General features: G+C 59.9%; 20 protein-coding genes and 1 pseudogene. 4 read left to right on the forward strand and 17 right to left on the reverse strand.

All coding sequences use genetic code 11. The features are described 5' to 3' along the window. Window positions 1–81 precede the first annotated feature (81 nt). The 12 genes and pseudogenes from OFAG_RS06070 to OFAG_RS06140 form a co-directional block, all read right to left on the reverse strand. Window positions 82–1,665, reverse strand: coding sequence for an SEL1-like repeat protein (locus OFAG_RS06070; protein ID WP_231371677.1), 1,584 nt, complete (start codon window positions 1,663–1,665; stop codon window positions 82–84). 56 nt (window positions 1,666–1,721) lie between these two features. Further along, window positions 1,722–2,864 carry a permease gene (locus tag OFAG_RS06075; protein WP_005877251.1) on the reverse strand — a complete coding sequence of 381 codons (1,143 nt, stop codon included), beginning with the start codon at window positions 2,862–2,864 and terminating at the stop codon, window positions 1,722–1,724. 56 nt (window positions 2,865–2,920) lie between these two features. Beyond that, complete coding sequence (locus OFAG_RS06080) at window positions 2,921–3,259, reverse strand: ArsR/SmtB family transcription factor (protein ID WP_005877249.1); 339 nt, start codon at window positions 3,257–3,259, stop codon at window positions 2,921–2,923. 839 nt (window positions 3,260–4,098) lie between these two features. Beyond that, window positions 4,099–4,752, reverse strand: a complete 654-nt coding sequence (locus OFAG_RS12805) for a tetratricopeptide repeat protein (RefSeq protein ID WP_005877247.1) — start codon at window positions 4,750–4,752, stop codon at window positions 4,099–4,101. 95 nt (window positions 4,753–4,847) lie between these two features. Further along, window positions 4,848–8,021 carry a PAS domain-containing hybrid sensor histidine kinase/response regulator gene (locus OFAG_RS12810; RefSeq protein ID WP_020994950.1) on the reverse strand — a complete coding sequence of 1,058 codons (3,174 nt, stop codon included), beginning with the start codon at window positions 8,019–8,021 and terminating at the stop codon, window positions 4,848–4,850. Window positions 8,022–8,422: 401 nt separating this feature from the next. Beyond that, complete coding sequence (locus OFAG_RS06105) at window positions 8,423–10,693, reverse strand: ATP-binding response regulator (RefSeq protein WP_020994951.1); 2,271 nt, start codon at window positions 10,691–10,693, stop codon at window positions 8,423–8,425. 364 nt (window positions 10,694–11,057) lie between these two features. After that, window positions 11,058–11,488 (reverse strand): annotated as a pseudogene (locus OFAG_RS13320) (GGDEF domain-containing protein). Beyond that, entirely contained in the window at window positions 11,476–12,192 is a 717-nt protein-coding gene (locus OFAG_RS12820) for a PAS domain-containing protein (RefSeq protein WP_005877239.1), read from the reverse strand. The pseudogene OFAG_RS13320 and the gene OFAG_RS12820 overlap by 13 nt, the downstream one beginning before the upstream one ends. A gap of 3 nt (window positions 12,193–12,195) precedes the next feature. Continuing rightward, the gene (locus tag OFAG_RS13755) at window positions 12,196–12,432 is read right to left on the reverse strand and encodes a PAS domain-containing protein (RefSeq protein WP_147617685.1); all 237 of its coding nucleotides are present in this window, start codon (window positions 12,430–12,432) and stop codon (window positions 12,196–12,198) included. Between the two features lie 346 nt (window positions 12,433–12,778). Then, window positions 12,779–13,192, reverse strand: a complete 414-nt coding sequence (locus OFAG_RS06120; RefSeq protein WP_005877235.1) for a rhodanese-like domain-containing protein — start codon at window positions 13,190–13,192, stop codon at window positions 12,779–12,781. 102 nt (window positions 13,193–13,294) lie between these two features. Continuing rightward, window positions 13,295–13,906 carry a YdcF family protein gene (locus tag OFAG_RS06125; protein WP_005877233.1) on the reverse strand — a complete coding sequence of 204 codons (612 nt, stop codon included), beginning with the start codon at window positions 13,904–13,906 and terminating at the stop codon, window positions 13,295–13,297. Between the two features lie 492 nt (window positions 13,907–14,398). Beyond that, a complete protein-coding gene (locus OFAG_RS06140; protein WP_005877231.1) occupies window positions 14,399–14,686 on the reverse strand; it encodes a DUF5334 family protein in 288 nt (95 codons plus the stop codon). Between the two features lie 63 nt (window positions 14,687–14,749). On the opposite strand from OFAG_RS06140, the gene OFAG_RS06145 reads away from it, so the two are divergent. After that, window positions 14,750–15,184 (forward strand): hypothetical protein, encoded by a 435-nt coding sequence (locus OFAG_RS06145; RefSeq protein ID WP_040719747.1) that lies wholly within the window; start codon window positions 14,750–14,752, stop codon window positions 15,182–15,184. Window positions 15,185–15,201: 17 nt separating this feature from the next. Further along, window positions 15,202–15,333 carry a hypothetical protein gene (locus tag OFAG_RS14450; protein ID WP_020994953.1) on the forward strand — a complete coding sequence of 44 codons (132 nt, stop codon included), beginning with the start codon at window positions 15,202–15,204 and terminating at the stop codon, window positions 15,331–15,333. Between the two features lie 299 nt (window positions 15,334–15,632). Here the strand turns inward: OFAG_RS14450 and OFAG_RS06155 are convergent, their stop codons facing one another. After that, on the reverse strand, window positions 15,633–16,907 hold the full coding sequence (locus tag OFAG_RS06155) for a hypothetical protein (RefSeq protein ID WP_040719751.1): 1,275 nt from the start codon (window positions 16,905–16,907) through the stop codon (window positions 15,633–15,635). Window positions 16,908–17,345: 438 nt separating this feature from the next. Here OFAG_RS06155 and OFAG_RS13760 point away from each other — a divergent pair, with 438 nt between their 5' ends. Then, window positions 17,346–17,510, forward strand: coding sequence for a hypothetical protein (locus tag OFAG_RS13760; RefSeq protein ID WP_155979186.1), 165 nt, complete (start codon window positions 17,346–17,348; stop codon window positions 17,508–17,510). Window positions 17,511–18,057: 547 nt separating this feature from the next. Here the strand turns inward: OFAG_RS13760 and OFAG_RS12825 are convergent. The 4 genes from OFAG_RS12825 to OFAG_RS13325 form a co-directional block, all read right to left on the reverse strand. Next, entirely contained in the window at window positions 18,058–18,612 is a 555-nt protein-coding gene (locus tag OFAG_RS12825; RefSeq protein WP_020994955.1) for a hypothetical protein, read from the reverse strand. 156 nt (window positions 18,613–18,768) lie between these two features. Further along, window positions 18,769–19,623: an SDR family NAD(P)-dependent oxidoreductase gene (locus OFAG_RS06170; protein WP_005877226.1), complete on the reverse strand. Its 855-nt coding sequence runs from the start codon at window positions 19,621–19,623 to the stop codon at window positions 18,769–18,771. Between the two features lie 726 nt (window positions 19,624–20,349). After that, entirely contained in the window at window positions 20,350–21,183 is an 834-nt protein-coding gene (locus tag OFAG_RS06180; protein ID WP_005877224.1) for a thymidylate synthase, read from the reverse strand. A gap of 74 nt (window positions 21,184–21,257) precedes the next feature. After that, entirely contained in the window at window positions 21,258–23,213 is a 1,956-nt protein-coding gene (locus OFAG_RS13325) for a tetratricopeptide repeat protein (protein ID WP_155979187.1), read from the reverse strand. A 732-nt stretch (window positions 23,214–23,945) separates the two neighbouring features. Between OFAG_RS13325 and OFAG_RS12830 the strand changes: the two genes are divergently transcribed. Beyond that, window positions 23,946–24,959 (forward strand): glycosyltransferase family 2 protein, encoded by a 1,014-nt coding sequence (locus OFAG_RS12830; RefSeq protein ID WP_005877221.1) that lies wholly within the window; start codon window positions 23,946–23,948, stop codon window positions 24,957–24,959. Window positions 24,960–25,104 lie beyond the last annotated feature (145 nt).

A 25,104-nucleotide genomic window follows, 5' to 3' on the forward strand; every position in this document is an offset into this window, starting at 1 on the left:
CGCGACGGGGTTCCGGTTTTGCCGGAGAAGACGGGAATGGCGGAAAGGGGGCGAGGCGCCTGCTGGAGGGGCGGGGCGCTTTTACCGGAGCCAGTCCTCGTCGAATTTGTCGGCCGGCCCGGTTTTTTCTTCAGCTGGTTTGGCTTTTGCCGGGCTTTCCGCGTCGCGTTGCGGCAGCGGAAGAACGACTTGCGCCGCTTTTTCTTTTGCCAGTGCCGCATCGGCCCGCTGTTGCCATTTTTCCGCCAGTTTCGCGTTCGGGCGCTGTCCCAGTTTGCCGTACCGGTACACGTCGGCCAGATATTCCATGGCGGCGGCATGGCCGTTTGCGGCGCTTTTTCCGAACCATTTCCGGGCAAGCGCGTCGGTTTTCGCGCGGTTCGCTTTCGTCAGGGCTTCGGGGTGCTGGACGTAGAGGGTTGCCAGATTGTACTGGGCATGGGCGTTTCCGCGTTTCGCGGCTTTCAGGAAATAGTGTCCCGCCCTGACGCGATCCGTGGCAACGCCCATGCCGTCGAGATAAGCCATGCCCAGATTGTTGAGGGCTTTGGGATGGCCCTGTTCTGCCGCTTTGGCAAACCATCCGGCGGCCCTGGCGTAATCCTGCGGGGTGCCGTGGCCGAGGTAATGGAGCTGGCCGAGATTGAACATGGCAGAGACGTTGCCTTGCGCGGCTGCCGCCTCGTACCATTTCCGGGCGGTTATAAAGTCCTGCATGACGCCGGTTCCGCTGTCGTAGAGATAGCCGAGGTTGTTCTGGGCGGGCGCATAGCCTTTTTCCGCCGCTTTCGTGTACCAGCTGGCGGCGCGCGGTTCGTCTTTGCCGACGCCCAGGCCGGTTTCATAGAGCCAGGCCAGCGCGGTCTGCGCCTGTACGTTACCCTGTTCGGCGGCCTTGTAGAACCACCGCGCCGCTTCCAGGTCGTCGCGTTTGACGCCCCGGCCTTCGCTGTAGGCGCGTCCGAGCCGGGTTTGCGCGCTTGCAATGCCGCCTTCGGCCGCTTTCCGGTACCAGAGAAGGGCCTGTGCCGGGCTGGCGTGGACGCCGATGCCTTTTTCATACAGGTAACCGAGCTTGTACTGGGCGTTCGGGATGCCGGCTGTGGCGGCACGGTGGTACCAGTTGAAGGCTTCGCGGCTGTTTTTCGTAGTGCCCAGCCCTTTTTCAAAGGAATAGGCGGTATAGAGCTGGGCGATGGAGTGGTTTTGTCTGGCCGCTTTCAGGTACCAGGAAAAGGCTTTGCCGTGGTCGGTCGGCACGCCCAGTCCCATGCTGAACATGTTGCCGAGCGCGGTTTGTACAAGCGGGTCTTTTTGCGCGCCGGACGCCATCAGGTAGGGGAGGGCTTCGAGGTATTTCTGTTGCCCGTAGAGCTGGATGCCCCGGGTTTTCGCGTCGATGGGCGTTTGCGGGGCGGTTTCCGCGTTGCCGGGGGCTTCGCTGGCCGTTTCTTTGGCCGTTTCGCCGGCCCTGTCCGGCGAGGCGCGTTCAACCTGCCTTTCTCCACTGGCCGCCGGTTTTCCGGTTTCCGCATGAAGCGGGCAGAAGGCGGCGGCCGCCAGCAGCGCGATGGCGAAAAGGCGGGAAAACAGGGAGGACAGACCGGTTTGCATCATGATGGAATAAGGTAAGGCCGGTTCGGCGGCGTTCATTATGACAGGCATTTTCTCCGCTGTGAATGGGCCGGGTTCCTTCGGGAAACGGGACGGCTGGCGATGTCTCAGAGCAGGATGGGAGCGAGAAAATTGTAAAGCCAGCCGGTTGCCGTCAGGAGGACGAACAGAACGGCGACAAAGAGCGCCAGTAGCGGCCAGCGCATGACCTGTTTTAACATGACCAGTTCCGGCAGGCTGGCGGCGACAGTACCCATGCAGAAAGCCAGTGTCGTCCCGACCGGAAGGCCCTTGTTCAGCAGGCTTTCCATGACGGGCACGATTCCCGTGACGTTGGTATAAAGTGGAATGCCTGCCATGACGGCCAGCGGGACAGACCACCAGCGATCCGGTCCGGAGTGGGCCGCGAACCATTCTTGCGGAACAAAGCCGTGAAGGGCGGCGCCAAGGCCGACGCCGATGACGATCCACAGCCAGACCCGGCGGAAAATGCCACGTGTTTCGGACAGGGCGAAACGGTGCCGGAAAGACCAGCCGGTTTTGGGCGGGGCGGCAGGCGGGGCGGCGGGCCGGGCGGGAATCAGGGTAATGACCGGACGGGCGGGCTGTCGTTGCAGGAAGGGCTGAAGCCAGCGTTCGGCAGAGAGGGCATCCATGAGAAAGCCGCCTGCCATGCCGCAAAAGAGTCCGGTGGCAATATAGATCAGGGTGAATTGCCAGCCGATCAGGCTCCAGAGCAGGATGACGGCGATTTCATTGATGAGCGGGGACGTGATCAGAAAGGCCATGGTAATGCCCGGCGGGATGCGGGCGGTCGTAAAACCGATGAAAAGGGGAACGCTGGAACAGGAACAGAAGGGGGTGACAGCTCCGAAAACGGCTCCCAGCAGGTAGCCGGCGCTCCGGCTTTTTCCGGCCAGGAAGTCGCGGATTTTCCCGGTCGGAAGCGAGGCGCGCAGCCAGCCGATGACGTAAACCGTCAGAATCAGCAGCAAAAAGATTTTGAGAGTGTCGTAAATGAAGAATTCGAGGGCGTCGCCCAGTGGGGTGTCCGCCGGAAGCGCCGCCACATCCCGGATCAGCCAGCGTGCAAACGCTTCGATTTTCGAGTAAGCCAGCCACCAGAACGTCAGGGCGACAGCGGCTGTCGCGAGATAGCGTATTTTAGAGGCGGTTTTCCGGTTTCCGGTCAACCGGGAGGGGGATGTGTCCGGTTTTTCGGGAGGAAGGTTTTCACAGCAGGCCGGCATGGGGCTTTCCTTTTATTTTATTATTTGGCTAAATGAGCAAGTTCAGGGTAAAAAAATCATTTCAGCTTGTCGAGTTTGTCACGGGCCTGCCGGCGGATGGCATCTGCCGTGCAGTGCAGGAACTGGTCCAGACAGCACATGGCAAGGCGGTAATAGATGTTGGTGCCGCGTTTTTCGGAATCGACGATGCCGGCCGTTTTCAGGACGGAAAGATGCCGGGATACGGTGGACATGTCGTCGCCGACGAGAGACTGCAAATCGCAGACGCACTTTTCACCTTTGCGCAGGGCATCGACCATTTGCAGACGGCTGGGGTGACCCAGGGCCTTGAAGATTTTGGCCTGTTCGTCGATGAAGGCGCTGAATTCGGTCATGGCGGTGTGGTGTATAAACATGGCTGTTTGGTAATTTAGCCAAATAATGGGATCCTGTCAAGGAAGGAACCGGGGAACGGTTTTGCCGGATTGGCGCGGGGGCGGGCCTGCTTCCGGCTGGCAGGAAGGGGGTGTGTGGTTTCAGGCGAGGGGGTGTCGCGAAGGGAACGACCGGTCTGTTTCGGCAGGAGACGGGGCCGGTACGGATTCGCACGGGCCGGCGTCCCGGAAAGACGGCAGGCAAATTCCGGAACAGGACGGGGCGCGTGAAGCGTCCGCGGCGGCAAGCCCGGTTTTCCGGGGGCGCCGTGGAAAGGGGGGAGGGGAACGCGGGTTTGCCGCCTGTGGAGGACAGCGGATCCGGTTTCCGGATAAACCGGACGGGGTTTCCGGCCAGTATTTTCAGTCACCCTTCCCCATAAAAAGGCCTGGTAAATCGTTTGACGGCGGTTTTCCATCCCTGTAACAAGGGATTTTTTCCGATCCAAAGCGGGATTTCCCGTCTTTTTCCTGCGGTTTTTTCCCGGATTTTCACCCGAACTGTCCGGAAAACAACATGTTTTACAAAGACCGGCAAACCCCGTATTCATGCGGGGTTGAAGCCTTTTTCGGCCTTTTTTGTTCATCCTGTTTCTAACACCTCCCTGCTTGTGGTCGGGCGAGGTGGCGGGGGTGGACGGCTTTTGGCCGGATAGGGATGGCCCGGCCGTTTTTGCGGGCGGGTATGGGGGGGTTAGGCGTTTTTTCCCGGAGAAGCGGCAAGGTTTCCGGGCAGGGCGACGGGATGCCGGGAAGGAGTGGGCGGGCGCGGGCGGCTGGAAGAAAAAGGCCGGCAAGGGGAACCATGCCGGGCGCTGTTTTTACCGGACGGCTGGGGGACTGTTTTTTTCCTCTGGCGGACGGCTCTTTTCCGGCGGTGTTTCAGTTAACCAGGCCCGGAGCCGGGCCGCGTCGGTTTTCAGGCCGGCTTCGATGTCGGACAGGCCGGAGAGGAGGCGGCGGGCTTCGTGGTGGCCTTGCCGGGAAGCCTGTTTTAGCCAGTGGCGGGCTTTTTCAAGGTTTTCCTCGCCCGGGTTTTCGGAAAGGAGGAGTTTCGCCAGCCCGGTCTGGGCTTCGGCATGCCCTCTGGCGGCCGCTTTTTCCAGCCATGCTTTCGCCTGCGACAGGTCAGGTGCGGCGCCCAGCCCTTCCAGGTAGAGCGTGCCGAGGCGGGCTTCGGCATCGTCCAGTCCCTGCCGGGCGGCTTTTTCGATCCAGAAGCGGGCTTCGCGGTTATCCTGCGGGACGCCTTCGCCTTTGAGGTAGAGAAGGCCGACTGTCAATTGCGCTCTGGCGTCGCCGTCGTGCGCTTTCGCCAGTTCGGTGGCCGGATCGGCCGAGAGGGCGGCGGTTGTGGCGGGTTTTCCGGGGGGTGCGGCAGGTTCCTTCTGGCAGCCGTTCAGGAAAACGGCCGCGAACGGAAGCAGAAGGGCAAAGCCCAGTGCGGTGAATGGTTTTCTGAAAGACAGCGACATGGCGGAGGCGGTTAAAATCGTTTTGTCAGTCTATTTTAAACCGGAAATGAAGGGTTTGCCGACAGGGGCGTCTGCTGTGGAAAGAGGGATGTCTTTCAGGCCGTTTGGAGAGGCTGGCCGTTTTTCGGATGGAAGGCGGTGTCGCCCAGCCATTTTTGCAGCAGCCCGTTTAAGCGGTCTATGTCCAGTGGTTTGGGAATATGGCCGTTCATGCCCGCCAAAAACGCTTTCCGGATGTCTTCGGGAAAGGTATTGGCTGTCATGGCGATGATGGGAACGGTGCGCGCGTCCGGGCGCGGCAGTTCCCGGATCGCGCCGGTGGCTTCATGGCCGTTCATGACCGGCATCTGGATGTCCATAAAGACGAGATGGTAAAAACCGGCGGGCGAGGCGGCGAATTTGTCAACGGCCGCTTTGCCGTCTCCGGCCGTTTCCACGATAACGCCGCTCATGGCGATCAGTTCGCAGGCGATTTCGGCGTTTAGGGGGTTGTCTTCGGCAAGCAATATCCGTTTCCCGGCGAATTGCGGCCTGGCGGCAGGCGGGGCAAGGGTTCCGGCGTTTTTCAGCGGGTGTCGGAGGCGTTTCAGCGTATCGGTCAGGGTGGTTTTGAAAACGGGTTTGGGCATGACGGCCGTTATTTCCGCGTCGTTAGCGTCGGTTGCCGCGCCGGGCCAGTCGTCGTCCATGAGGACGAGGGCCGGTTTTCCGTTTTTCCGGATGGCGTGTATGGCGCTGGCCGCCTCGCTGCCGCTCATGTCCGGGAGGGCGTTATCGAGCAGAACGGCGTCCCAGTCCTGCCGCTTTTCATGAGACTGCCGGATTTTGCGCAGGGCTTCTTTTCCGGAAGAGGCGCTGTCGTGACGGCTCCCCAGTTCGTAAAGCAGCCGGCAAAGGCTGTCGCGCAGGCCGGTTTCGCCAGCGACGACGAGTACGCGCAGTGGAGCGAAGGCGTGCCCGTGGTCGCTGGCGTCTTCCAGCCATTTGAGATAGAGCGTGACGGTGAAACGCGAGCCTTTGCCCGCTTCGCTTTCGACGTCGATGCTGCCGTTCATCAGGCGGGCGATGGTCAAGGCGATGGTCATGCCCAGTCCCGTTCCCTGTATGTGGTTCGTGCGCGAGTCTTTTTCGCGCTCGAACGGCTCGAAGATTTTTTTCCGGAATTCGTCTGACATGCCGATGCCGTTATCCTCGAAGACGAACCGGTAACAGCCGACGCCGCGTATTGCCGCTTCCGATTCGGAAATGGTCCAGGTAATGACGCCGCCGTCCGGCGTGTATTTGATGGCGTTGGAGAGGATGTTCAGGAAAATTTCCTGTATTCTCTGCGGGTCGCCTTTGATGGTTTCGTGTTCCAGTTGCCGGACATTCACGCGCAGGGTGTGCTTTTGCCGCTGGATGGCCGGGCGGGTCATGGCAAGCGTATCGCCGATCAGCCCGGAGAGCGTGAACGGTTTTTCTTCCAGAAAGAATTTGCCGCTTTCGATTCGGCATGTGTCCAGCACTTCATTGATCAGGTTCAGCAGGTGCTGGCTGGACGTGTCGATTTTTTCCAGACAGTCCCGGATTTTTCCCGTATCGCCGGGATGGTTTTTCGCAATGGTCGTCAGCCCGATGATGGCGTTCATCGGGGTGCGCATGTCGTGCGACATTCTGGAGAGGAAATGGCTTTTGGCTTCATTGGCGCTTTTGGCCGCTTCAAACGCCTCGGTCAGCGCCTGCCGGTGCTGTTCCTCTTTTTTCAGCATGTCGTGGATATCGCGCAGGGTCATCAGGATGCGCTGCCGTTTGTTGCCGATATAGCAAAGCGACAGTTCCTTGTGGCGCAGTTCGCCGTTTTGCGGGCTGCGGAAATAGAGATGGATATCCTTTTCCCGGTCGAGTTTTTCGGGCAGGGAGGCGTTCAGCATCTCGTCCAGAAACGGCCGGCGGTCTTCCTCGCAAACGAAAAGGGCCGCGAATTTCCGGACGCCGGAGGTGTTCCGGCCGAAAGGGGGCATGCCCCGCGCGTCGAACCGGTCGGAGAAACGGGCTTCGTAGGTGCCGGTTTCGACATTCCAGATCAGGATGCAGTCATAGTTCCGCTGGATCGTGAAATCGTAAATGGACTGGAGCTTGATGTTTTCCAGTTCGGCTTTCTTGTGTTCGGTAATGTCGCCTGAGAGACCGACGACAAAGGTGGGACGGCCGTCGTCGTCTTCCGAAATGGTCGTGAAAATCACTTCGCGCCAGGTCTGGCCGTCTTTCAGACGATAGGTGGTCGTTGCGGTTTTTTCGCCTTCGCGGATTTTCCGGTAGGCCTGAAAATAGTTTTCGTGGTCTTCCCCGAAAACCATTTCGCGGGCGAAATCATAAGGCACGTCGGGGTAGCGTTCGCGATATCCGTAGTGTTCGTACATGCGGCGCGGCAGGATGGCCAGGTTCTTCCGGGGATAGTAATAGAACTCGTACATCGACGTGTTTTTCAGCGCTTCGTGCAAAATGGTCTGCCGGGCGCGGTTCAGTTCTTCCTGCCGGAGCGCGGCCTGTTTGTCGTCGTCGATATTGCGTGAGAGGAGGATGGCGATCACGTCGTCATTGACCGGATTGTCCAGAAAAATGAAGTGCGTGTCTGTCCAGCGGTACTGGTTGTCATGGCGTTTCTGCCGATGCTCCATGACGATCTCGCGCGTGCCCTGCGCATGCGCCGGGAGCAGCGCTTTTCGGCTGAACCGGTTCCCGAATTCCTCCCGGAAATCGGGATGCAGGGTGTCTGAGGCAGTCTGGAAAAGATCGTCGAATTTCCCGGTTGCCGGCGGATTGTTCAGGTTGTCCAGCGCATTGTGAAGGATGGAATAGGTGTTGCGCGAGAGGTTGACGGAAATGGCGCGGGGATAGAGTTTTGCCGTGACCGTTTCGAGTTTGCGCCTTTCCAGTTCCAGACGCCGTTCCGCTTCGGAGGGTTTGTGGGGAGCCAGTGAAATCAGGTAAGCGTCTTCTTCTTCCCACTGCATGGAAATGGCGGTCACATCGAGGGTGGGCTCGCCGAAAACCGGGGCGTATCTGTCCGTTTCGTAAGTCCCGGTTTTGCCGATGTGCTGCAGGGGGCAACGCGCGCAGTTCCTCTGCCAGGCGTCCTGGCAAATGTCGCCATGCCGGATGTGCGGAATGGCTTTTCTGACCAGATCGTTGAAGTAGAGAATGCGGCGGTCGCTCTGCCGTATGACGTAAAGGGCTGTCCCGTTCAGATTGTTCAGGATGGTTTCGAGATTTTTTGCCTGATTGACCATGCCATTCCTTCGGGATGCCGCCAGCGGCTTGCCCGCAGCGTGTTACCGCGCTGCCGTTTTGCCGCCAGCGGCTGGAAATCCGGTTTCCGGGACGCTGAAGCGATGCGTTTTTCCCTATTGTAAACCTGAAAGTTGTCTTCAGGAAAATTTTTGCCAGGTCCGGCCTTTTCGTGAAAGGCGCGGGCGGGCGTATTGTGGAAAACGGCCGGGAAAAGGCGGGGAAAACGCTTTTCGCCGTCCCGGGCGGGATGAGGGGAACCTGGCGGGGTTTTCCAGACGGGTGGACGTCCCCTGCGGGAGCGGTCCTGAAAGGGCCGTTCTGGCGGACGCGGCGCGAAACGGATGCGCGAAAGGTGCCGGTTCTTTCGCCGGAGGGGATGAAACCGGAAAGGCGTTTTTCCTTACGGCGCTTTCAGGTGTTTTCTCAGGGCGCTCCGGATGTCTTCCATGCTGACGGGCTTGGTGACATAGCCGTCCATGCCTGCCGCGTATGCGTTTTCCACGTCTTCCATGAACGCGTTTGCCGACATGGCCACGATCGGGGCCGGAAAGCGGCCACTGGCCTGCTCGAATTGCCGTATCAGGCGGGTGGCTTCGTACCCATCCATTTCGGGCATCTGGATGTCCATGAAAACGAGGCTGTAATACCCTTCCGGCGCATGGCTGAAAAGCTGGAGCGCTTCCTTGCCGTTCCAGGCCATGTCGATCGTGGCGGCGCTGCAGTGCCGGATGAACTCGTTCGATATTTCCTGATTCATTTCATTGTCTTCGACCAGCAGAATGCGGCCTTGCAGCTCGGCGCCGGATTTTCCGGCCGGTTCGGCTTTCTGCGGCAGGGACTGGCCGCCGGTGATGATTTCGTGCATCACATGGTACAGTTGCGACTTGAAAAGCGGTTTGGCCAGGAAGGCGTTGACGCCGGCTTCTTTCGCTTCTTCCTCGATTTCCGTCCAGTCGTAGGCGGTCAGGATAATGATGGGCAATTCATTGCCCACGATGCTCCGGATGCAACGGGTCGTTTCCAGCCCGTCCATTTCCGGCATTTTCCAGTCGATGATGACGGAGTGATAGTCCCGGTTGAGCCGGTGGGCGGTTTCGACCTTGCCGACGGCTTCCGCGCCGGAGAGCACCCATTCGCTGCGCATGCCGATTTCCTCCAGCATGGCACTGGTGTTTTCGCAGATGTCCCTGTCGTCGTCCACCACGAGAGAGCGCAGTTCCCGGAGAACGCTGAAATCGAACCGTTCGGCTTCTTTTTTTTGCAGTTTCAGGGGAAGGGTGACGGTAAAGGTCGTTCCCTTGCCCGGTTCGCTTTGCACGTCGATCTGGCCGTTCATCATGTCCACGATGTTTTTCGTGATGGCCATGCCGAGACCGGTGCCCTCTATCTTGCTGCCGGTTGCGGTTTTGGCGCGTTCGAACGGGTTGTAGATTTTTTTCAGGAAATCGCTGTCCATGCCGATACCGGTATCGCTGACAACGAACCGGTACGTGCCGTACCCCGGATATTGCGGCGGCAATTCGGTGATGGCCAGACGAATCCTGCCGCCTGCCGGCGTGAATTTCAGCGCGTTGCCCATGAGGTTCAGCAAGATCTGGTTGACGCGCAGCGTGTCGCCGATGACTTTTTCATGGTCGATGCCCGACACGCTGATGTCCAGGTCCAGCCGGCGTGAGCTGGCTTGTTGCTGGAGGATGGTGAAAAGGCCGGCGACCAGTTCCGGCAAATCGAATTCCTCGTTGTTCAGGGCGATTTTCCCGCTTTCGATCTTGCTCATGTCCAGCACATCGTTGATCAGGCCCAGCAGATGGCGGGAAGACGCCGATATCTTGCCGAGACAGTCGCGAATCCGGGACGGTTCGTGCAGGTGCAATGTGGCCAGCGTCGTCATGCCGATAATGGCGTTCATCGGCGTGCGGATGTCGTGCGACATGTTGAACAGGAACTGCGATTTGGCGGCATTGGCGTTCTGGGCGGATTCGAGCGCTTCCCGCAGCGCGTTTTGCATGGTTTCTTCCTGTTCGTTTTTTTTCTTCAGCAGGTACAAATAGATGAAGAGCGCCGCCATGACCGCCATAATGAGGAGGGTCGAGAAAAAGAACGTGCTGTTGCGGAAATCCTGCGACTGTTTCGCGAACTGGGCGAATTTCGTCTGGGAGCCGGCCAGTATGGACCCGGTGAGGCGATACATTTCCCCGATTTTGGGCGTGATGTTTTTCGCGATGAACGAGGCGGTATCCCTGGCGGTAAAACCGGGGTCGTCGCACAGGTCAAGCAGCTGGTCCTGTTCCTTTTTGAGGTCGGCATAAAGCTGGCGCAACATCGACACGTCTTCCGGCCGATAGGTATAGTTGCTCCGCATGAAATCCAGATTCGGGAGGATGGACGCGTCGATATTTTTATAATGACGGCGCACGCTTTCCGTCATGCCGGGCGTGCGCGCATAGACCAGACGCTCCGGCAGGATGCCGAGCTGGGCCAGATCGGCGTTGACCTTGCCTACCGCAACTGCAATGGGATAGGGATGGTCGCCGATGTTTTTTATCTGGTCGGTGATCCGGCTGGTGTTGACCAGGGTAAGGATATAGTAAACGGCCAGCAGACAGGTCAGCATGACGGCAGTCCATGCCGACAGTTGCCTTGCGTTAAGCCGGGTTATCTTGTTCAGCAAAGGGATCGTTCTCCTTTCTGAACGCATCCGGTTCGCCTGGTAAAAATATCGGTTGACCGTCCGGTTTTCTAAGGCTTTCCCTTCATGAAAGCCCGGCGCCGACAGGGCAAGACAGAAGACAGGGACCTTTTTTCCGGCTACCCGCCGGGAGAGGGCAGTCCGGAGAAAAATCCTGCGAAACGGTTTTTTTAAACAGGATGTGTTCAAATATTGTTGATTTTACGTTGTCCGGCAATGGTTTGGCAATGAAAATATGGTTTGACGGCAAAAAATGCGGCACCGTCAAATGGCAACCCCCCTGTCCGGAACGGACAGGGAAGGCGGTTCGGGCAAATTGCCGGATAACCGGCAGGGGGCGGGAGACTCAGCGGAGGTCGAGGCGGGTATCGGAGACGTCGATGGGAACGCCTGTTTGCGCCTCGGTCCATTGTTTGACGGCCACCCGGTTGACGGGACGGTTTTTCGCCTTTTCGGCCATCATTTTTTTGTCTGCCAGGGCGACCGGTTTGTTGATCGAGGTCTGGCCAATCGCATTGACCGGTCCGAACGACAGGAAAACCGGCATCGTGTCCGGCGTGGCGTTGTGAATGTCCATGACGGCACGGATCCTGTCGAGTACCTGACGGGTGGCGGGTTTAGGGCACCGCAGCAGCAAAATGGTGAATTCGTCGCCGCCGGTGCGGGCGACGATATCGTTTGCGCGGGTGCCCTGCCGGCTCAGCGAGGCGGCGGTTTCAAGAGGGTGTCGCCTGCGGTGTGTCCCAGATTGTCGTTGATGAGTTTCAGGCCGTCCACGTCGCCGTAGATGATACTGGCGGGATACTGTTCTGCGCGGTGACAGCCGCGAGTTGTTCGTCGAAATGGAAGCGGCTGTACAGCCCGGTCAGGGTATCGTGGTTGATCAGGTGGGCCAGCGATTCCTGGGTGTGGCGCAATTTGGTGATGTCGGTGTGCAGGCCGACGATCCGCTCGGCTTTTCCGTTTTTATCGCGCCGGGTGGCCTTGCCGCGCCCCAGTATCCACTTGTAATCGCCGCTGGCTGTCCTGAACCGGTAAATGCATTCGAACATATCGCCCAGTTCGGGGGATTCGATGAATTCGAACTGTTTTTGGACGGTGGCGTTCAGGTCGTCCGGATGCACGCGTTCGATCCAGCTTTCGACCCGTTGCGGAAATTCGTCCGGCGTGTAACCGCACATGGCGATATAGCGGGAGCTGAAATACACTTCGCCGGTGGCGGGCGTCCAGTCCCGGATGCCGTCGCGCGCCGCTTCCAGCGCGAAGCGCATGCGGTCGTGGGCGACGGCAAGTTTTCGGACGATGGATTCGGGCGTTTCCGTGCCGATGTGGATGCCGACGAGCCGTATCGCCCGGCCGTCGCCGTCGCGGCAGACGACGAAACCGCGCGAGAGAAGCCGCAGGTAGTCGCCTTTTGCCGTTTTCAGCCGGAAACGGGTTTCAAAAGATTCGCCCGCGTCGGGTGTTTCGATGATTTGCATCTGCTAATGGAAATTAAGCGTCCAGTCTTCCGGATGAATGAGATTTTCCCAGGTCGTGATATGGTAGGGGAACTGCCCGGGCGCGTAGCCGAGCATGGTGAGATAGGTCTTGTTGAAGTAAAGCGTGTGCGTGTACGGTTCCCACAGCCAGATGCCGTAATCGGCTTTCAGGAGACCGTTAAAGAGCGGGAAAATGTCTTCCCCGTTTTCGGAAACGACGGCATCGGGGTTGAAAAACATGGGCTGAAGGGGTTTCCGGATGAAAGCGAAATTTGTCTGTTGTAGCAGCGTTTTAAACGATGTGTTAAAAGGCCGGGCGCTCCCGGCGCGGACTTGAAGGAGCTTCCCCGACGGGAAGCCTTGGCCTCGCCGGGTGCGCTGTCCGGATACGGCGTTTTGGGAACCGTTTTCCTGCGGGCAGGATGCCGGAAACGCCAGCGGCCGGGCAGGCAATGGAAAGACGCTTGCCAAAGCGGCTTTTGCCGGACCGGCAGGGAAAACCGCGGTTCCGGAGCCGGCCCGTCTTTTCGGTTCAGACTGTTTTTTCGGGCAGGCCGGGGCGTTTCTGTCCGTGAAACGGTGCCGTTTACAGAAATTCGTACTTCCCGCCGGCATGATAGACGGGTGTGCCTTGCAGGTACCAGAGATTGTCTTTTTGCGGACGGGCTTTCCGGATGATGTCGTAGGCTATGCCGGCGCGCCGTCCGGTGCGGCAGACGATCAGCACGGGGCCGTCGGGAATGTTGTCGAGATTTTGGGGCATGACGTCAACCGGGATCAGTTTGGCGCCGGGAATGTGGCCGCGGGCGTATTCTTCAGGCGTGCGCACGTCGATGATGGTCAGCCTTTTGCCCTCTGAATGGATCAGCGCTATCGCTTTTTCCGGAAGGAGCGGGCCGGATCGCGGCAGGGAACCGGCGGCACAGGCGAAGCCGGAAAAACCGACAAACAGGGCGATCAGCAAGGCAGAAAGCCAGTGGCGGGAAAGGGAACGTTGCATGAAATCTCCGGATTGAAAAGAGGGAAAACAGGTTTGGGGTGGTTTGGAACGCTTATTGTAACGGCATCCGGAAGAAATGGCTTGCCGTCAACGCAAGACAGGTCAGTCGTCTTCCCGGACGGCTTGCCGTTCCGGCAGGCCGTCCGGATAGATGAAGTAGCCGATCATGTGCCAGGTTTCCTGCGTGAGGAAGGAAATTTTGGCTTTCAGGCTGGCGTAGCGGGTCGAGGGCGTGGGCGAGGACCAGGCGGTCATGCCGATGTCGCCGGCAATGTGCATGGCGCGTTTCATATGGATGGGATCGCTGACGATGAGGGCGGTGGAAAGGCCGTTTGCCTGCATGATGGCTTTTGCGTTCAACAGGTTTTCCCGCGTGGTCTGGGACGCTTCCTCAATCAGGATGTCGTTTTCGGGAATGGCGTGCGAGAGCGCGTAGCGGCGGGCGACGAACGCTTCGGAATACGGCGCGTTTTTCGATTTGCCGCCGGTCAGGATCAGTTTTCTGACGTAGCCGTTTTCGTAAAGCCACAGGCCGTGCCGGATCCGCTCCTCGAAGACAGGGGAGGGGCGCTTGTACCAGGCGGCCGCGCCTAAAATGATGGCGGCGTCCGCCGTTTTTTTCTGATCGACTGTCGAAAAGAGGGCAATCGAGCAAAAGATGTAGGCAACAAACAGAAAGGCGGCGATAACGAGAATCCTCAAGCTTTTCTTCATGCCGCTATTGTACCTCCACCCCCTGCCATCGTGTAGGACGGCCGGCAGGGGGAACGTTTGGGGAAAAGCGGATCGGGCATGTTTTCGGCAAGCGGCCGGGAATGCGGGACGCGCCCTGGCGTTTTGTCCCGTTTCCGGGGCGGCCGCTCAATCCGGGTGCAGTGCGGAATCCGCCGGCGCTCTTGCCGGACGCGAGACGGGCAGCCATGCGGGTTTTGCCGTGAAGCAGGCCGGGGCCGGGCCAAAAAGGTGGCGCGGGGCGTTTCGCGCGTCCTGAATGGCTGGCCGGAAAAGGCGGCGTGTTCTTTGCCCTTTGACGGCGCGTCTTTGCCGGACACGGGATGAGGCACGGCATGGCTTTTCCGGAGGCGAAAAAGGGATTGTGTCCGGTCGGGCGCGACAGGAAGGCGGCCGGAAAAACGGGGGATCTGGCGGCCGGCCGCCTGCCGGTTCGCGCGGTTTCCGGGAGGGCTGCCGGGCGGCGATGGCCGGTCAGGGCGCTTGTTTTCGCCCGCCTTCCATGATGAAAACCCGTTCTTCGCCGGTGTCTTTGTCATAGACCTCGATTTTCACGTCTTTTCCATGACTGGAAATGCGGTCGATTTCCACTTCGTGATATTCCTCCTTGCCCTGGTCGAAGATTTCGACGGTATGGCCTTTTTTGACCTTGACGAGTCTGGAGGTGATGGCGATGGGGGTGCCGGTTTTCTCCTCGACGCCGTCCCAGGCAAACGCGGCGGTGAGGGGAAAGAGCAGCAGCAGGGCAAACCGTTTTTTCATGGCCTTGAAAGGGGAGTGGGGTTTTCAGGATATCCGGCCTGTTTTGGATACGGATTTGCCTCAATGATAGCAGCAGACCCGGCATTTTTCAGCATCGGACTGAAGGGGAGGTCGGAACACCGGCTCATGGGAGTGTCGGCTCCGGCCCGCCGGAACGGGATTGCCAAGGCGGCCGGCATTTCCGAAAAGAGAAGCGGGGCGGCGTTCTCCGCCTTGCGCCGGAAAGGACGAAACGGAAAAGCCTTCCCGCCCGGGCAGCCTGCGCCGGGCGGGGGCATAAAGAACGCGGCGGGATGGTTTTCGCGCCGGGGCGGGGAGAAGGGCAATACCGGCCAGCCGTTTTGCGAGGGCCGGCCTGTCGTGGCGGGTGAAGGAGGGGGTGTTCAGGGTTCAGCCTGTGCCGGTAACACGCGGTTTGCTGGCAGGGATAACGGTAATGTTACCGCCGGTATCGACAGGCGGGGTAAATTCCGGTTGGGGCTTGCCAGTGTCTGTTAGGCGCCGGGCAGGAAAAGATGACGCTGGCGAAATGCCGCGCGCGTCCGGAAACGGGCGAAGCGGCCGCCCTGTTTGCCGATCCCGGTTTTGCCCGTTTGGCAGGGCAGATGGCGTTTGCGGGCGGCAGGCTTGCCGTGACGTTTGCCTGACGGGAGAACGGAGTCCGGTTTCTTCCGTGAATGCCTTGCCGTTTGCCGGCCTGCCGGGAAGCGGACTGTCCGGGCCGGTTCCCTGCCGCGCCAGCTGCCGGATTGTCGCTGTCCGGCTGGAAAACCCCTGAAAGAGCGAGGGAGTCCGGCAAGCCCGGCATGGCGCGGCGTTTCTGCCGCGACAGAAGAAAGGGCGGGAAGAGGACGGAAAAAGGACAGAAAGGCGCGAAAAAGAAGTGAAACAGAGCGAAAAAGAGAAACGGGACGAAAAGGCGGAATAAAGACGGAAAAGACCGCCTTTATTCCGGCCGGATTGGTTTTTTCACGGCGCCGTTTTCAACGACAGCGTACATGAGGCGGCCGTCAAAGACGCCGTCCCTGTCCTGAAATCCGAGTGTCGCGGTAAAACGGATGTTGCCGTTTTCGTTGTCTTCCGTTTGGATATCCAGAGACTGCAAGCGGATTTTGCCGGCCCATTTTTCCGGTGATACCGGCGGGAGTCCGGCGTTTTTCCGCCAGAGGTTGGCGGAATCGGCGAGGCCTTCGGCTATCCGGTGCTGCCAGATTTTCAGGCCGTCTTCTTCCATCTCGCGGAGATGGCGGCCGATGGCGGACAAATGCCTTTTTATTCCTTCTTCATGCGGGCACGGGACTTTCACGGGCTTTTTGGCGCCCGCTTCCCGGATGAGTTCGATGGCTTTTTCCAGATAGCGGATTTTTTCGTCCAGATCGATTCGCGGGTTTTCCCAGAGCGTTTCCAGTATGGTCAGGCGTTCTTCAAGCGGCTTGCCGGGAAGGACGGCGGATCGTTCCAGATGTTCCTGCGTCTCGCGCTCTTCCCGCGTCATGTCGGGTTCGATGCCGTAGAGCCGGTTTCCTCCCTCGATCATCCGGTCGGTCAGATCGTCGAGCAAATGCGCCAGTTCGTGCACTTCCCGCGGGAGACCGATTCCGTTTTTTTCCGCTTTTTCTTCCACGATCCGGACAAGTTGCAGGATTTTGGCCAGCACGACCGTAAACTGCGTGTCGTCCCGCATCAGTTCGCCGGGCAACTGCATGGCTTGCAGCAAATCGTGGAGTTCGATGAGGGACGCATTGACCTGCCGGCATTTCGCCGGAAGATCAATGCCGGGGTTGTTCCATATTGTGGCCGCTTTCCGGAACGCCCCGATAAAACTGTGCGGGTCGATATAGTCCCAGTACCGGCGTTCCAGCGCGTCGTCCGCGGGCGGAGGCAGCCTGGCCTTCAGCGCTTTCAGGCGGGTTTGCAGGGTTTTTATATAGTGTTTTTGCGCCGGGGAAAGCGGAGCGCTTCGTGTACGTTTCGGCGGGGTTTGCGGCACGGCAGGCGAGGCGGCGGACGTTTCGGGCGAGGCGATGGCAAGCGAAAAGGCAATCCTTTTTCGCCAGACGGTCGCTTTTGTTTCCGGCGGCGTCTTGTAGCCCCGGAACCGGAAAGTGACCCCGTCGGGCTGGAAAACCGTGTGTTCTTCCAGCGTCAGCCGGGAAAGCCCGGCTATTTTGTCGGCGGGACGAAATGCCCAGCTTTTTTCCCTGCTCTGTTTGCTTGTCATGATGTCGGTCGCTTGTGTTTGCCGCTTGCCGGAAAAGGAAAACGCCCCTTCATCGCCTTTTTCCGGAAATCGCGGCGGCGCCGGGCCGGTACGGTCTGTTTTCCCGGAAAAAACGGCTCTGGCGGAAAACCGGAACGGTTTCGCTTTCGCCTGTCTGGCCAAACGGACTGAACCTTTTTATACGGACAGTAACATAAATGCAGGCAAAAGAAAAAACATCTTTTCGCTCCTTTTGCTTTTTTCAGGGTTTGCGGCCAGAGAGAGGCAAAACGCGATTGACAGGAAGGGCTATCCCTTTGCCGCTACGGTCGCCGGCCGGGACGTCCGCCGTCCTGCCCGTTTGTCCTGTGTCTGTGCCACTGCGCTCCCTGCGACGCCCCGTCCGGCCGGGGGCGGCCGATGCCGTAAAGGGCCGAGGCGGATTCAGCGGAAAAGCGGATGGACGCAGGGCAAAAGGCGGCTGATCCGGATACAGGCAGGGAGCCTCCGATCCGGCGGCATTCCAATCCGGAGGGGAAAAAGGCCTTGTCGCGCCTGTCGGGGAAGGAAGACAAACTGTTTTCCGGTTCGGGGAACAGGGCGGTTCGGGCGGCCAGCCTTTAAAGCGGGCACTTTACCGGATATGGACAGGGTTTTCGGCCTCGACCGTTTTCGCCGGCGGTCTGGCAGCGGGCAGGGTGACATGAGGTAAGGCGATACGGTTTTCCGCCTGTCCCCTCCGTTACGGCAAGCGCGCCAGTGCCGTTTCGGGTTGGGCCGGTTCCCGGAAACAGGGGCTTCGCGCATTCAAGGGACGTGGCCTGTCGCATCGGCCTGTTTGCGGTATGGCTGTGTTTTCATCTGCGCGCCCGCAAGGGAGGCGACGGTGTCTTCGGGAAGCCCGATATACCGGGCTTTTCAGGGGCCGGATTCGGGAACCGCGCCATGTTTGACGCCAAAGGAAGCGGTTTTTCCGAACGGTTCGGTTTTTACAGCGTTTTTCAGGAACTGGCCCGTGCGGACGCCTCACCGGGGAGGGCCTCTGGGCCCGGGACGCCCGCGTTTTCTGCCCGGCAGGGCGATGAAGGAAGGGGGCGGCGGTTTTCAGGCAGGGAAAACCGAAACGGTTCCGGATTGGCCGGAACCCCGGGAAGAGGGAAAGGAACGGCCCCTATTTCCGGACGCCGGTTTTTCCGGTTTTGGTTGCGGCGTCCGTCGGGGGTTCCTTGCGGAAATTCCGGTTTCTCAGTTTGCGCAGCAGGAAATACTGGACGATCCACATGACAAGGATCAGGACGGCGGTGCCGAGAAACATGACCTTGCGCAGGAAGGCCCGGTCTTCGGCTTCTTTCGGGTCTTCGGCGACGGTCGCTTTTTCGTATGCCGGGGCTGGCTGCGCTTCTTTTTCACTGCCCGTCCTGTTGCCGGCAAGGGGCGGGGCGGCTGGCGTGGCGGTGTTTTTGCCGTTGGCGGACGCGTCGCGGTCGGTCATGGCGACAGCCGGGGTCTTGTCGGCGTATAGCGTGTCCAGCGCCCTGATGGCTTCTTCGTGGCCTTCTCTGGCGGCTTTTTCAAGGTAGGGAATGGCGTCCTGGTATTTTTTCGCCTGATACAGTTCCAGTCCCCGCGACAGGTCGTCGGCATGCGCCAGATGAACCGGGGCAATGATGGCGAAGGTCAGGGAGAGCAGGAGGCAGAACAGGAACGGCAGTGTTTTTTTCGGCATGATAAGGTTTCGTTGCAAGGCAAAAGGCAGGCTGCCGCCCGGGCGACAGCCTTGCAAGGCTTTATTCTAGCAAAGTTATGCGGCCGTAAACAGGGGACAGGCCGAAACGCCGCCCCTTTTGCGGGACGGGGCGGAAAGGGGATCTCTCCTGCCCGCTTATTCCGGATAGTTGGTGTCGATGGCGACCGGTTCGATGCCGTTCATGTCGGCCTGGATTTTTTTGATCTGGCGGTTGGCGACCTTGTAGGCGTCCGGGCCGAGGAATAGATGCAGGGGCGGGTTTTCCATGCCGGAAACGGACAGGATGATTTCCGCGCCGCGCACGGGGTCGCCGATTTGCTGGTGGTTCATTTTTTTCAGCAGCATGTGGAAGGCTTCGCGTTTTGCGGCGTAATCGGGAATGGACGTGTCTTCAAACTGCATGGAGTCGGCCAGAAAGTCGGTGCGGAAGTTGCCCGGTTTGACGCAGGTGACCCGGATGCCGAAGTCGGCCAGTTCGTCGCGCAGGGATTCGGAAAGTCCGGCTATGGCGAATTTGGACGCGCAGTAAATGCCGCTGCCCGGAAATCCGGTGAAACCGGCCATCGACGAGAGGTTGAAGATGTGGCCGGAGCGCTGCCGGCGCAGGTAGGGCAGGGCGTTGCGGATGACGTTCAGGACGCCGAAGACGTTGACGTCGAATTCGCGCCGGGCCAGCGTGTCGCTGATTTCTTCCACATAGCCGAACTGGCCGTAGCCGGCGTTGTTGACGATGACGTCGAGCCCGCCGAATTTTTCGACGGTTTTCGTCAAGGCGTTTTTGACGGAAACTTCGTTGACGAGATCGGTTTCAAGGGGAAGAAAGCGGTCGTTTTCCCGGCCGATGGCCAGTTCGAGTCTGGCCAGTTGCCGTGTGGTCGAGGCAACGCGGTGGCCTTTTTCCAGCAGGAGGTTGGTCAATTCCAGTCCGAATCCGCGCGAGGCGCCGGTGATGAACCAGACTTTTCCGTTTTTCGGGCGCTTGTTTTCCATTTCCTGACTCCTTTAAGTGGTAAGGCCTGACGGGGCAGGCGTTGGCGGGATGGGACTGGAGTAAGTGTAACGGATACGGCGGAAAAATGGCGGAAGTCAGCCGGTTTTTTCGCGAAAAAACGGCGGCCGTTGCAACGCGCGTGCCGGGTGGGCGGCTTTTCAGGGCCTCTGTGTCCACGGACGGAGCCGCCGCGTCTTTTTCGTGAGGTCTTTTCGTGCCGGCGCTGGCGGTTTTTGCTGCGGAAAGGGCGTGCCGGCGGAAAAAGCCGGGGAAACGCCGGCTGCCCGCTCTGGCGGAGCCACCCCGCTGTGTTCGGGGCAGCCTGCGGCAGCGGCGATCGAAAGCCGTCAGAACGCGTTTTTCGGGACAGAGGAGCAGGACAGGGAACGGCGGAAACCGGGACGGCCGCTGGTTTACGGCCAGTCGCCGCCGTGCCGGGTTTCCCGGTTTTCGGGGGGCGCAAGGCGGCGCCATGAAGCGGGAAGAGGCGCGTTTGCGGCGGGAAAAGGCCGGCAGGCCGGTTTTTTTCGCGCCGATGAAAGAAAAAGAGCGGGCCGGTATAAGGCTGTCGCCCTTGCCTTTAGGCCGATCCCGTTTTGCCGGACTGAAATGGCGGGGGACGCGGCTTTTGTGGGACACGCCGGTTTCCGGCAGGGTTTTCCGGCCGGCCGGGTGAACCGGACACTGTCGGGCGCGTGTCCTGTCCGGTTTTGTTTTGTCGCCTGTCAGACGGCGATGGGGGCGGCGATGGCCGGGTGCGGATCGTATCCGGTGATTTCGAAGTCGTCGAGCGTGTAATCGAAAATGGAGGGTTTGTTCTTCAGTTTCAGCCCGGGCAGGGCGCGCGGTTCGCGGGAAAGCTGGAGGCGGGCCTGATCGAAATGGTTTTTGTACAGGTGCAGGTCGCCGATGGAATGGATCACTTCGCCGGGTTCCAGCCCGCACTGCCGGGCGATCATGTGGGTTAACAGGGCGGTGGAAGCCGTGTTGTACGGGATGCCGAGGAAAATGTCGCCGGAGCGCTGGGTCATCATGCAGGAAAGCCGCCCGGCCGCCACCTGGAACTGGTACATGACATGGCAGGGGGCGAGCGCCATTTTGCCGTCTTTGACGTTGTCTTGCGGCGATTTCTTTTCGCTGGGCAAAAGCGCCACGTTCCAGGCGCTGATGATGTGGCGGCGGCTGTCGGGATTTTCCCGGATGGAGTCGATCACGGCGGCAACCTGATCGTATCGCTTCCCGTCGGAACCTTCCCAGGATCGCCACTGGGCGCCGTAGATCGGGCCAAGGTCACCGGTTTCGGTAGCCCATTCGTCCCAGATCGTGACCTTGTTTTCGTGCAGATAGCGCACGTTGGTGCCGCCTTGCAAAAACCAGAGCAGTTCGCAGATGATGGAACGGATGTGCAGCCGTTTGGTGGTCAAAAGCGGCAGGCCGTTTTTCAGGTCGTGCCGCATCATGCGGCCGAAGACGGCGCGGGTGCCGGTGCCGGTGCGGTCGCCCTTGTCGGCGCCGGTTTCCAGTATTTCCTTTAAGAGGTTCAGGTATTGACGTTCCATGTTTTATCGACGAACCGCCGTTTTATCGGTTCGGGAGGAAGGGTGAAAACGGCATTGTAGCGCATCCGGCCGGCTCAGTTAAAGACGTCTTGCGCCGGAACCTGCGGTACGCTCACAGGCGGTATGGCGGCAGGCGGCGGGCTGGCCGCTTTGCCCGCCGCCTGTGCCGGGGGAAGGCGGGCGGAACCGTCCGGTGGCGCTGTTCTCATGTCGTCGAGTTTTGAAAGCGCCCGGGCGGCGTCGGGATGGCCCGCTTTTTGCGCCATCCCGAACCAGTCGCGGGCCTTGTCCGGATCGCGCGCTACGCCGTTGCCTCTGGCGTAGATCGTTCCCAGAATGAAGGCCGATTCGGCATGGCCGGCCCGGGCGGCTTTGGTGAAATAATGGATGGCTTCGGGAATGTCTTGCGGCACGCCGACGCCCAGATACAGGAGGCTGGCGTAAAAGTGGCTGGCGTCGGCATAGCCGCTGCCCGCGCTTTTCCTGAGCCATGTTGCCGCGGTGTCGGGCTCCTGTTTCAGGGCGTTGGCGGAAAGCAGAAACAGGGCCAGACGGTACTGGGCGGGAGCATAGCCCTGCCGGGCCGCCTTTTCAAACCATTCGCGGGCTTTGGCCGGGTCGGCCGGCGCGCCACGGCCGTGAGCGTAAAGGAGCGCCAGCTGTTCCTGCGCATACGGGTCGTTCAGGCGCGCCGCTTTTTCAAACCGGCGGAACGCTTCCGTGTCGTTTTGCGCCGTGCCGATGCCTTTAAGAGAGAGGTAACCGAGCGCGGATATCGCGCGGATATCGTTTTGGGCGGCCGCTTTTGAAAACCATGTTGCGGCTTCTTCCGGATCCGGCGGGATGCCGTCGCCTTTCAGCGTCAGGTAGCCGAGCGTGTATTGCGCCGGCGGGAAGCCTTCTTCCGCCAGCCGCGTGAATTCTTTTATCGCGGCCTGCCGGTTTTCGGGGCCGCCTTTTCCGGCAAATTGCAGCAGGGCAAGCTGATAGGCGGCGTTCCGGTGACCGCTTTGGGCCGCCTTTTCAAACCACTCGCGGGCACTGGCCGGATCGGCCGGCATGCCGATGCCGTTTTTGGCCATCATGCCGAGTTCGAACCGGGCTTGCCTGTCGTTTCGGGCGGCCGCTTTTTCCAGCCATTTTCGGGCGGCGGCCGGGTCGGGCGGCGCGGTCGTTTTGCGCAGGTTCAGGATGCCGAGCGCGGTCATGGCCGGAACATGGCCCTTTTCGGCCGACTGACGGAACCATTGCATGGCCAGCGCCTCGTTTTTCGGCGTTCCCTCACCGGATACGAGCATCGTGCCGAGCCAGTACATGGCAGCGGGATGCCCTGTCTTGGCCGCTGCCGCGAACAGGGCGAGGGCTTTTTCCGGATCGGCTTTCACGCAGATTCCGTTTTTGTAGAGCATGCCGCGATCGACATATTCATCGGCGTCCTGCGCTTCTGGATGGGCACGGAGGATGTCGAGCACGGCGGCGCACCGGCTGTCTTCTCCGTTTGCCGCGGGTGAAGCGGAAGGGGTGGCCGCAGCGGCGGGAATGGAGGAAGCCGGAAGGGAACCGGAAGAATCCGCGGCAACCGGAGCAACCGGAAAAGGCGCTCTGGCCGGGCTGGCGGCCGTTTCCGGAGCGGACGGGGCGGCTGGAGGGAGGGCAACAGCGGGTGAAACCGGCAAAGCGGAAGGTGCTGACGATACTGACGGGGCAGGCGAGGCCGATAAGGCAGGCGAGGCAGGGGGGGCCGGGGGGAGAGAGGAAGCGGAAGCGCTGCCGATGCCGGAAGCGGGTGGCGCGCTGGTGTCTGGGTGTTCCTGTTCTTCCGCCTGCGATTCGTATTTCAGAATGTCCGGCCGGGTATCGACGGGTTTTCCCGAGCTGATGATTTCGCCGATGAAGGTGAAAAGGGCGGGCGTTTTCCATTCGGCGGGACGGGAGGCGTTTTCATACAGGCGGTCGTCGGCATGGACGGCCGAAACGCTGGCCAACAGCGGGAAAAACGCCAAAAGGCAGGGAAAAAGACGGGGATGCATATGCCTGAAGCGGGGCCAAATTTTTATGGTAGTGCCAAAGGGCGTTTTATGCAATAAAAGGCGGGGGCAAAAGCGTGTCCGTTCACGGACTTTGCGGCAAGGGCTGAAAGGGCTGGCAAAGGGTTCCCTTGCGGCGGAAGCCAGAAGAGGCCGGGGCCGGGCGGCACGGTTTCTTTCGGCCCTTGCAGGGAAAAGGACGGCTTTATCGCCGGTACCGCTCCCTGTTTTCCCGGACGGGGAAGACGCGGGCAAAAAAGAGGCTTTCTTGCGGCGGATGTGTTGTATGGCGCCTGAGATCGGGGAAGGGCTATGGCGGTTGCCGGGGTTCGGCGGGTCAAGCGGATGTGACCGTTTGCGCGATATCGTTCCCTTTTCCGGGCCGGTTCCGGAAAAGGCCGGCAGGCGGATCGGGAGAGAAGGGGCCGGTACCGGGGAAAATGGAGGAAAGGCGGGGCGGCCCCGACCGGTCTGTCGCGGAAGTCTTTGTCTGGCGCCCTGCCCCCGGCAAGGACGGAAAGCGGCGTACAGCCTGTCCGGCGTTCTTTTGCGGGCAGGCGGCGACATCCGGGGGGAAGCAAAACGGCGGGAGACAGTGCATCCGGTTTGGTAAGCCGGAGGCGTCAGGGTGTGGCCCGGTTGCCGAAAATTCCCGGAAAAAGGGCTTTATGGCATAAAATGGCGGAATTCTCCGGCCAGAGCCGGATTGTTGACTGATTAATGGAAACGTTTTGTATGGCTTTACCGCTTGTCTCCGTCATTGTCCCGGTTTACCGGGCGCAGGCGTACCTGGCGCGCTGTCTGGATTCGATTGTCGGCCAGACTTACCCGAATCTGGAAATTCTTCTGGTGGACGACGGTTCTCCGGATGCCTGCGGCGCGATATGCGACGATTACGCGGCAAGGGATGCCCGCATCCGGGTGTTTCATCTGGAAAACGGCGGGGTGGCCAGAGCGCGGAATGTCGCGCTCGACGCCATGACGGGCGAATATGTCATTTTCGTCGATGCCGACGATTATATCGCGCCGGAACTGGTCGAAAAGGCGCTTCAAACGGCGCGGGAACGTTCGGCGGACATTGTGGTGTTCGATTTCTGGAATATCGAAAAAGACGGGCTGCAACTGATGACCCAGTGTTATCATCCCGGCGATGTCGGCATTGAAAAAATGCGGGAACTGATCCTGAAAGACGAGCTTTTAAGCTATATGTGGAACAAGTTTTTCCGGGCCAGCCTCTTTGAAGGTATCCGCATCGCGTCGGTCCGGACTTTTTCGGACTTGCTGGTGATGCCGCGGATTTTCATGCAGGCCAAAAGCGCGGTTTATGTCCGGACGCCCTATTATTACTACAATCTCCTGAACGACGGTTCCCTGACGTCCATAAAAAGCGTGTCCAACAAGCAGAATGCGAAAAACCGCTACGGCATGTTCCGGGCATGGGAAGAACGCGAGCGGGTGGCCCGGGAATGCTGTGAAAGCGTGGTGGAATACAGCGAACGCCGGGCGGTCAACAGTGCGATCAGTACGCGCGTGATTGATTTGTACAGACCCGCTTTGTCGGAAGAGGAAACGGAACGGCTCGGGCGGTTTCTGGAAGACAAGAAACGGAACCGGGTGTCCCGCATCGACGCGAAATACCGGACGCTCTGGTGGCTGTCCGATCATTGTCCGCTCCTTTGCCGTCTGTACGGGTATCTCAGCGTGAAATTGTTCCAGTGGAAACTGGCCCTGAAAGAAAGGAAAGCCTGAAGCCGGACAGGCCAGCCGGGCTGTGCCGGCGGGGCGCGGGAAAACGCCCTTTTCCGGAAAAGTCCGGCCTTGCAAGACGGCTGGCGCGGGAACGCCTTTTCCGGCCGTCCTGTGGCCGTATGGGGGCAAAAGGAAAGTCCGCGAA

This window comes from Oxalobacter paraformigenes, assembly GCF_000158475.2.
Lineage (GTDB): Bacteria > Pseudomonadota > Gammaproteobacteria > Burkholderiales > Burkholderiaceae_D > Oxalobacter > Oxalobacter paraformigenes.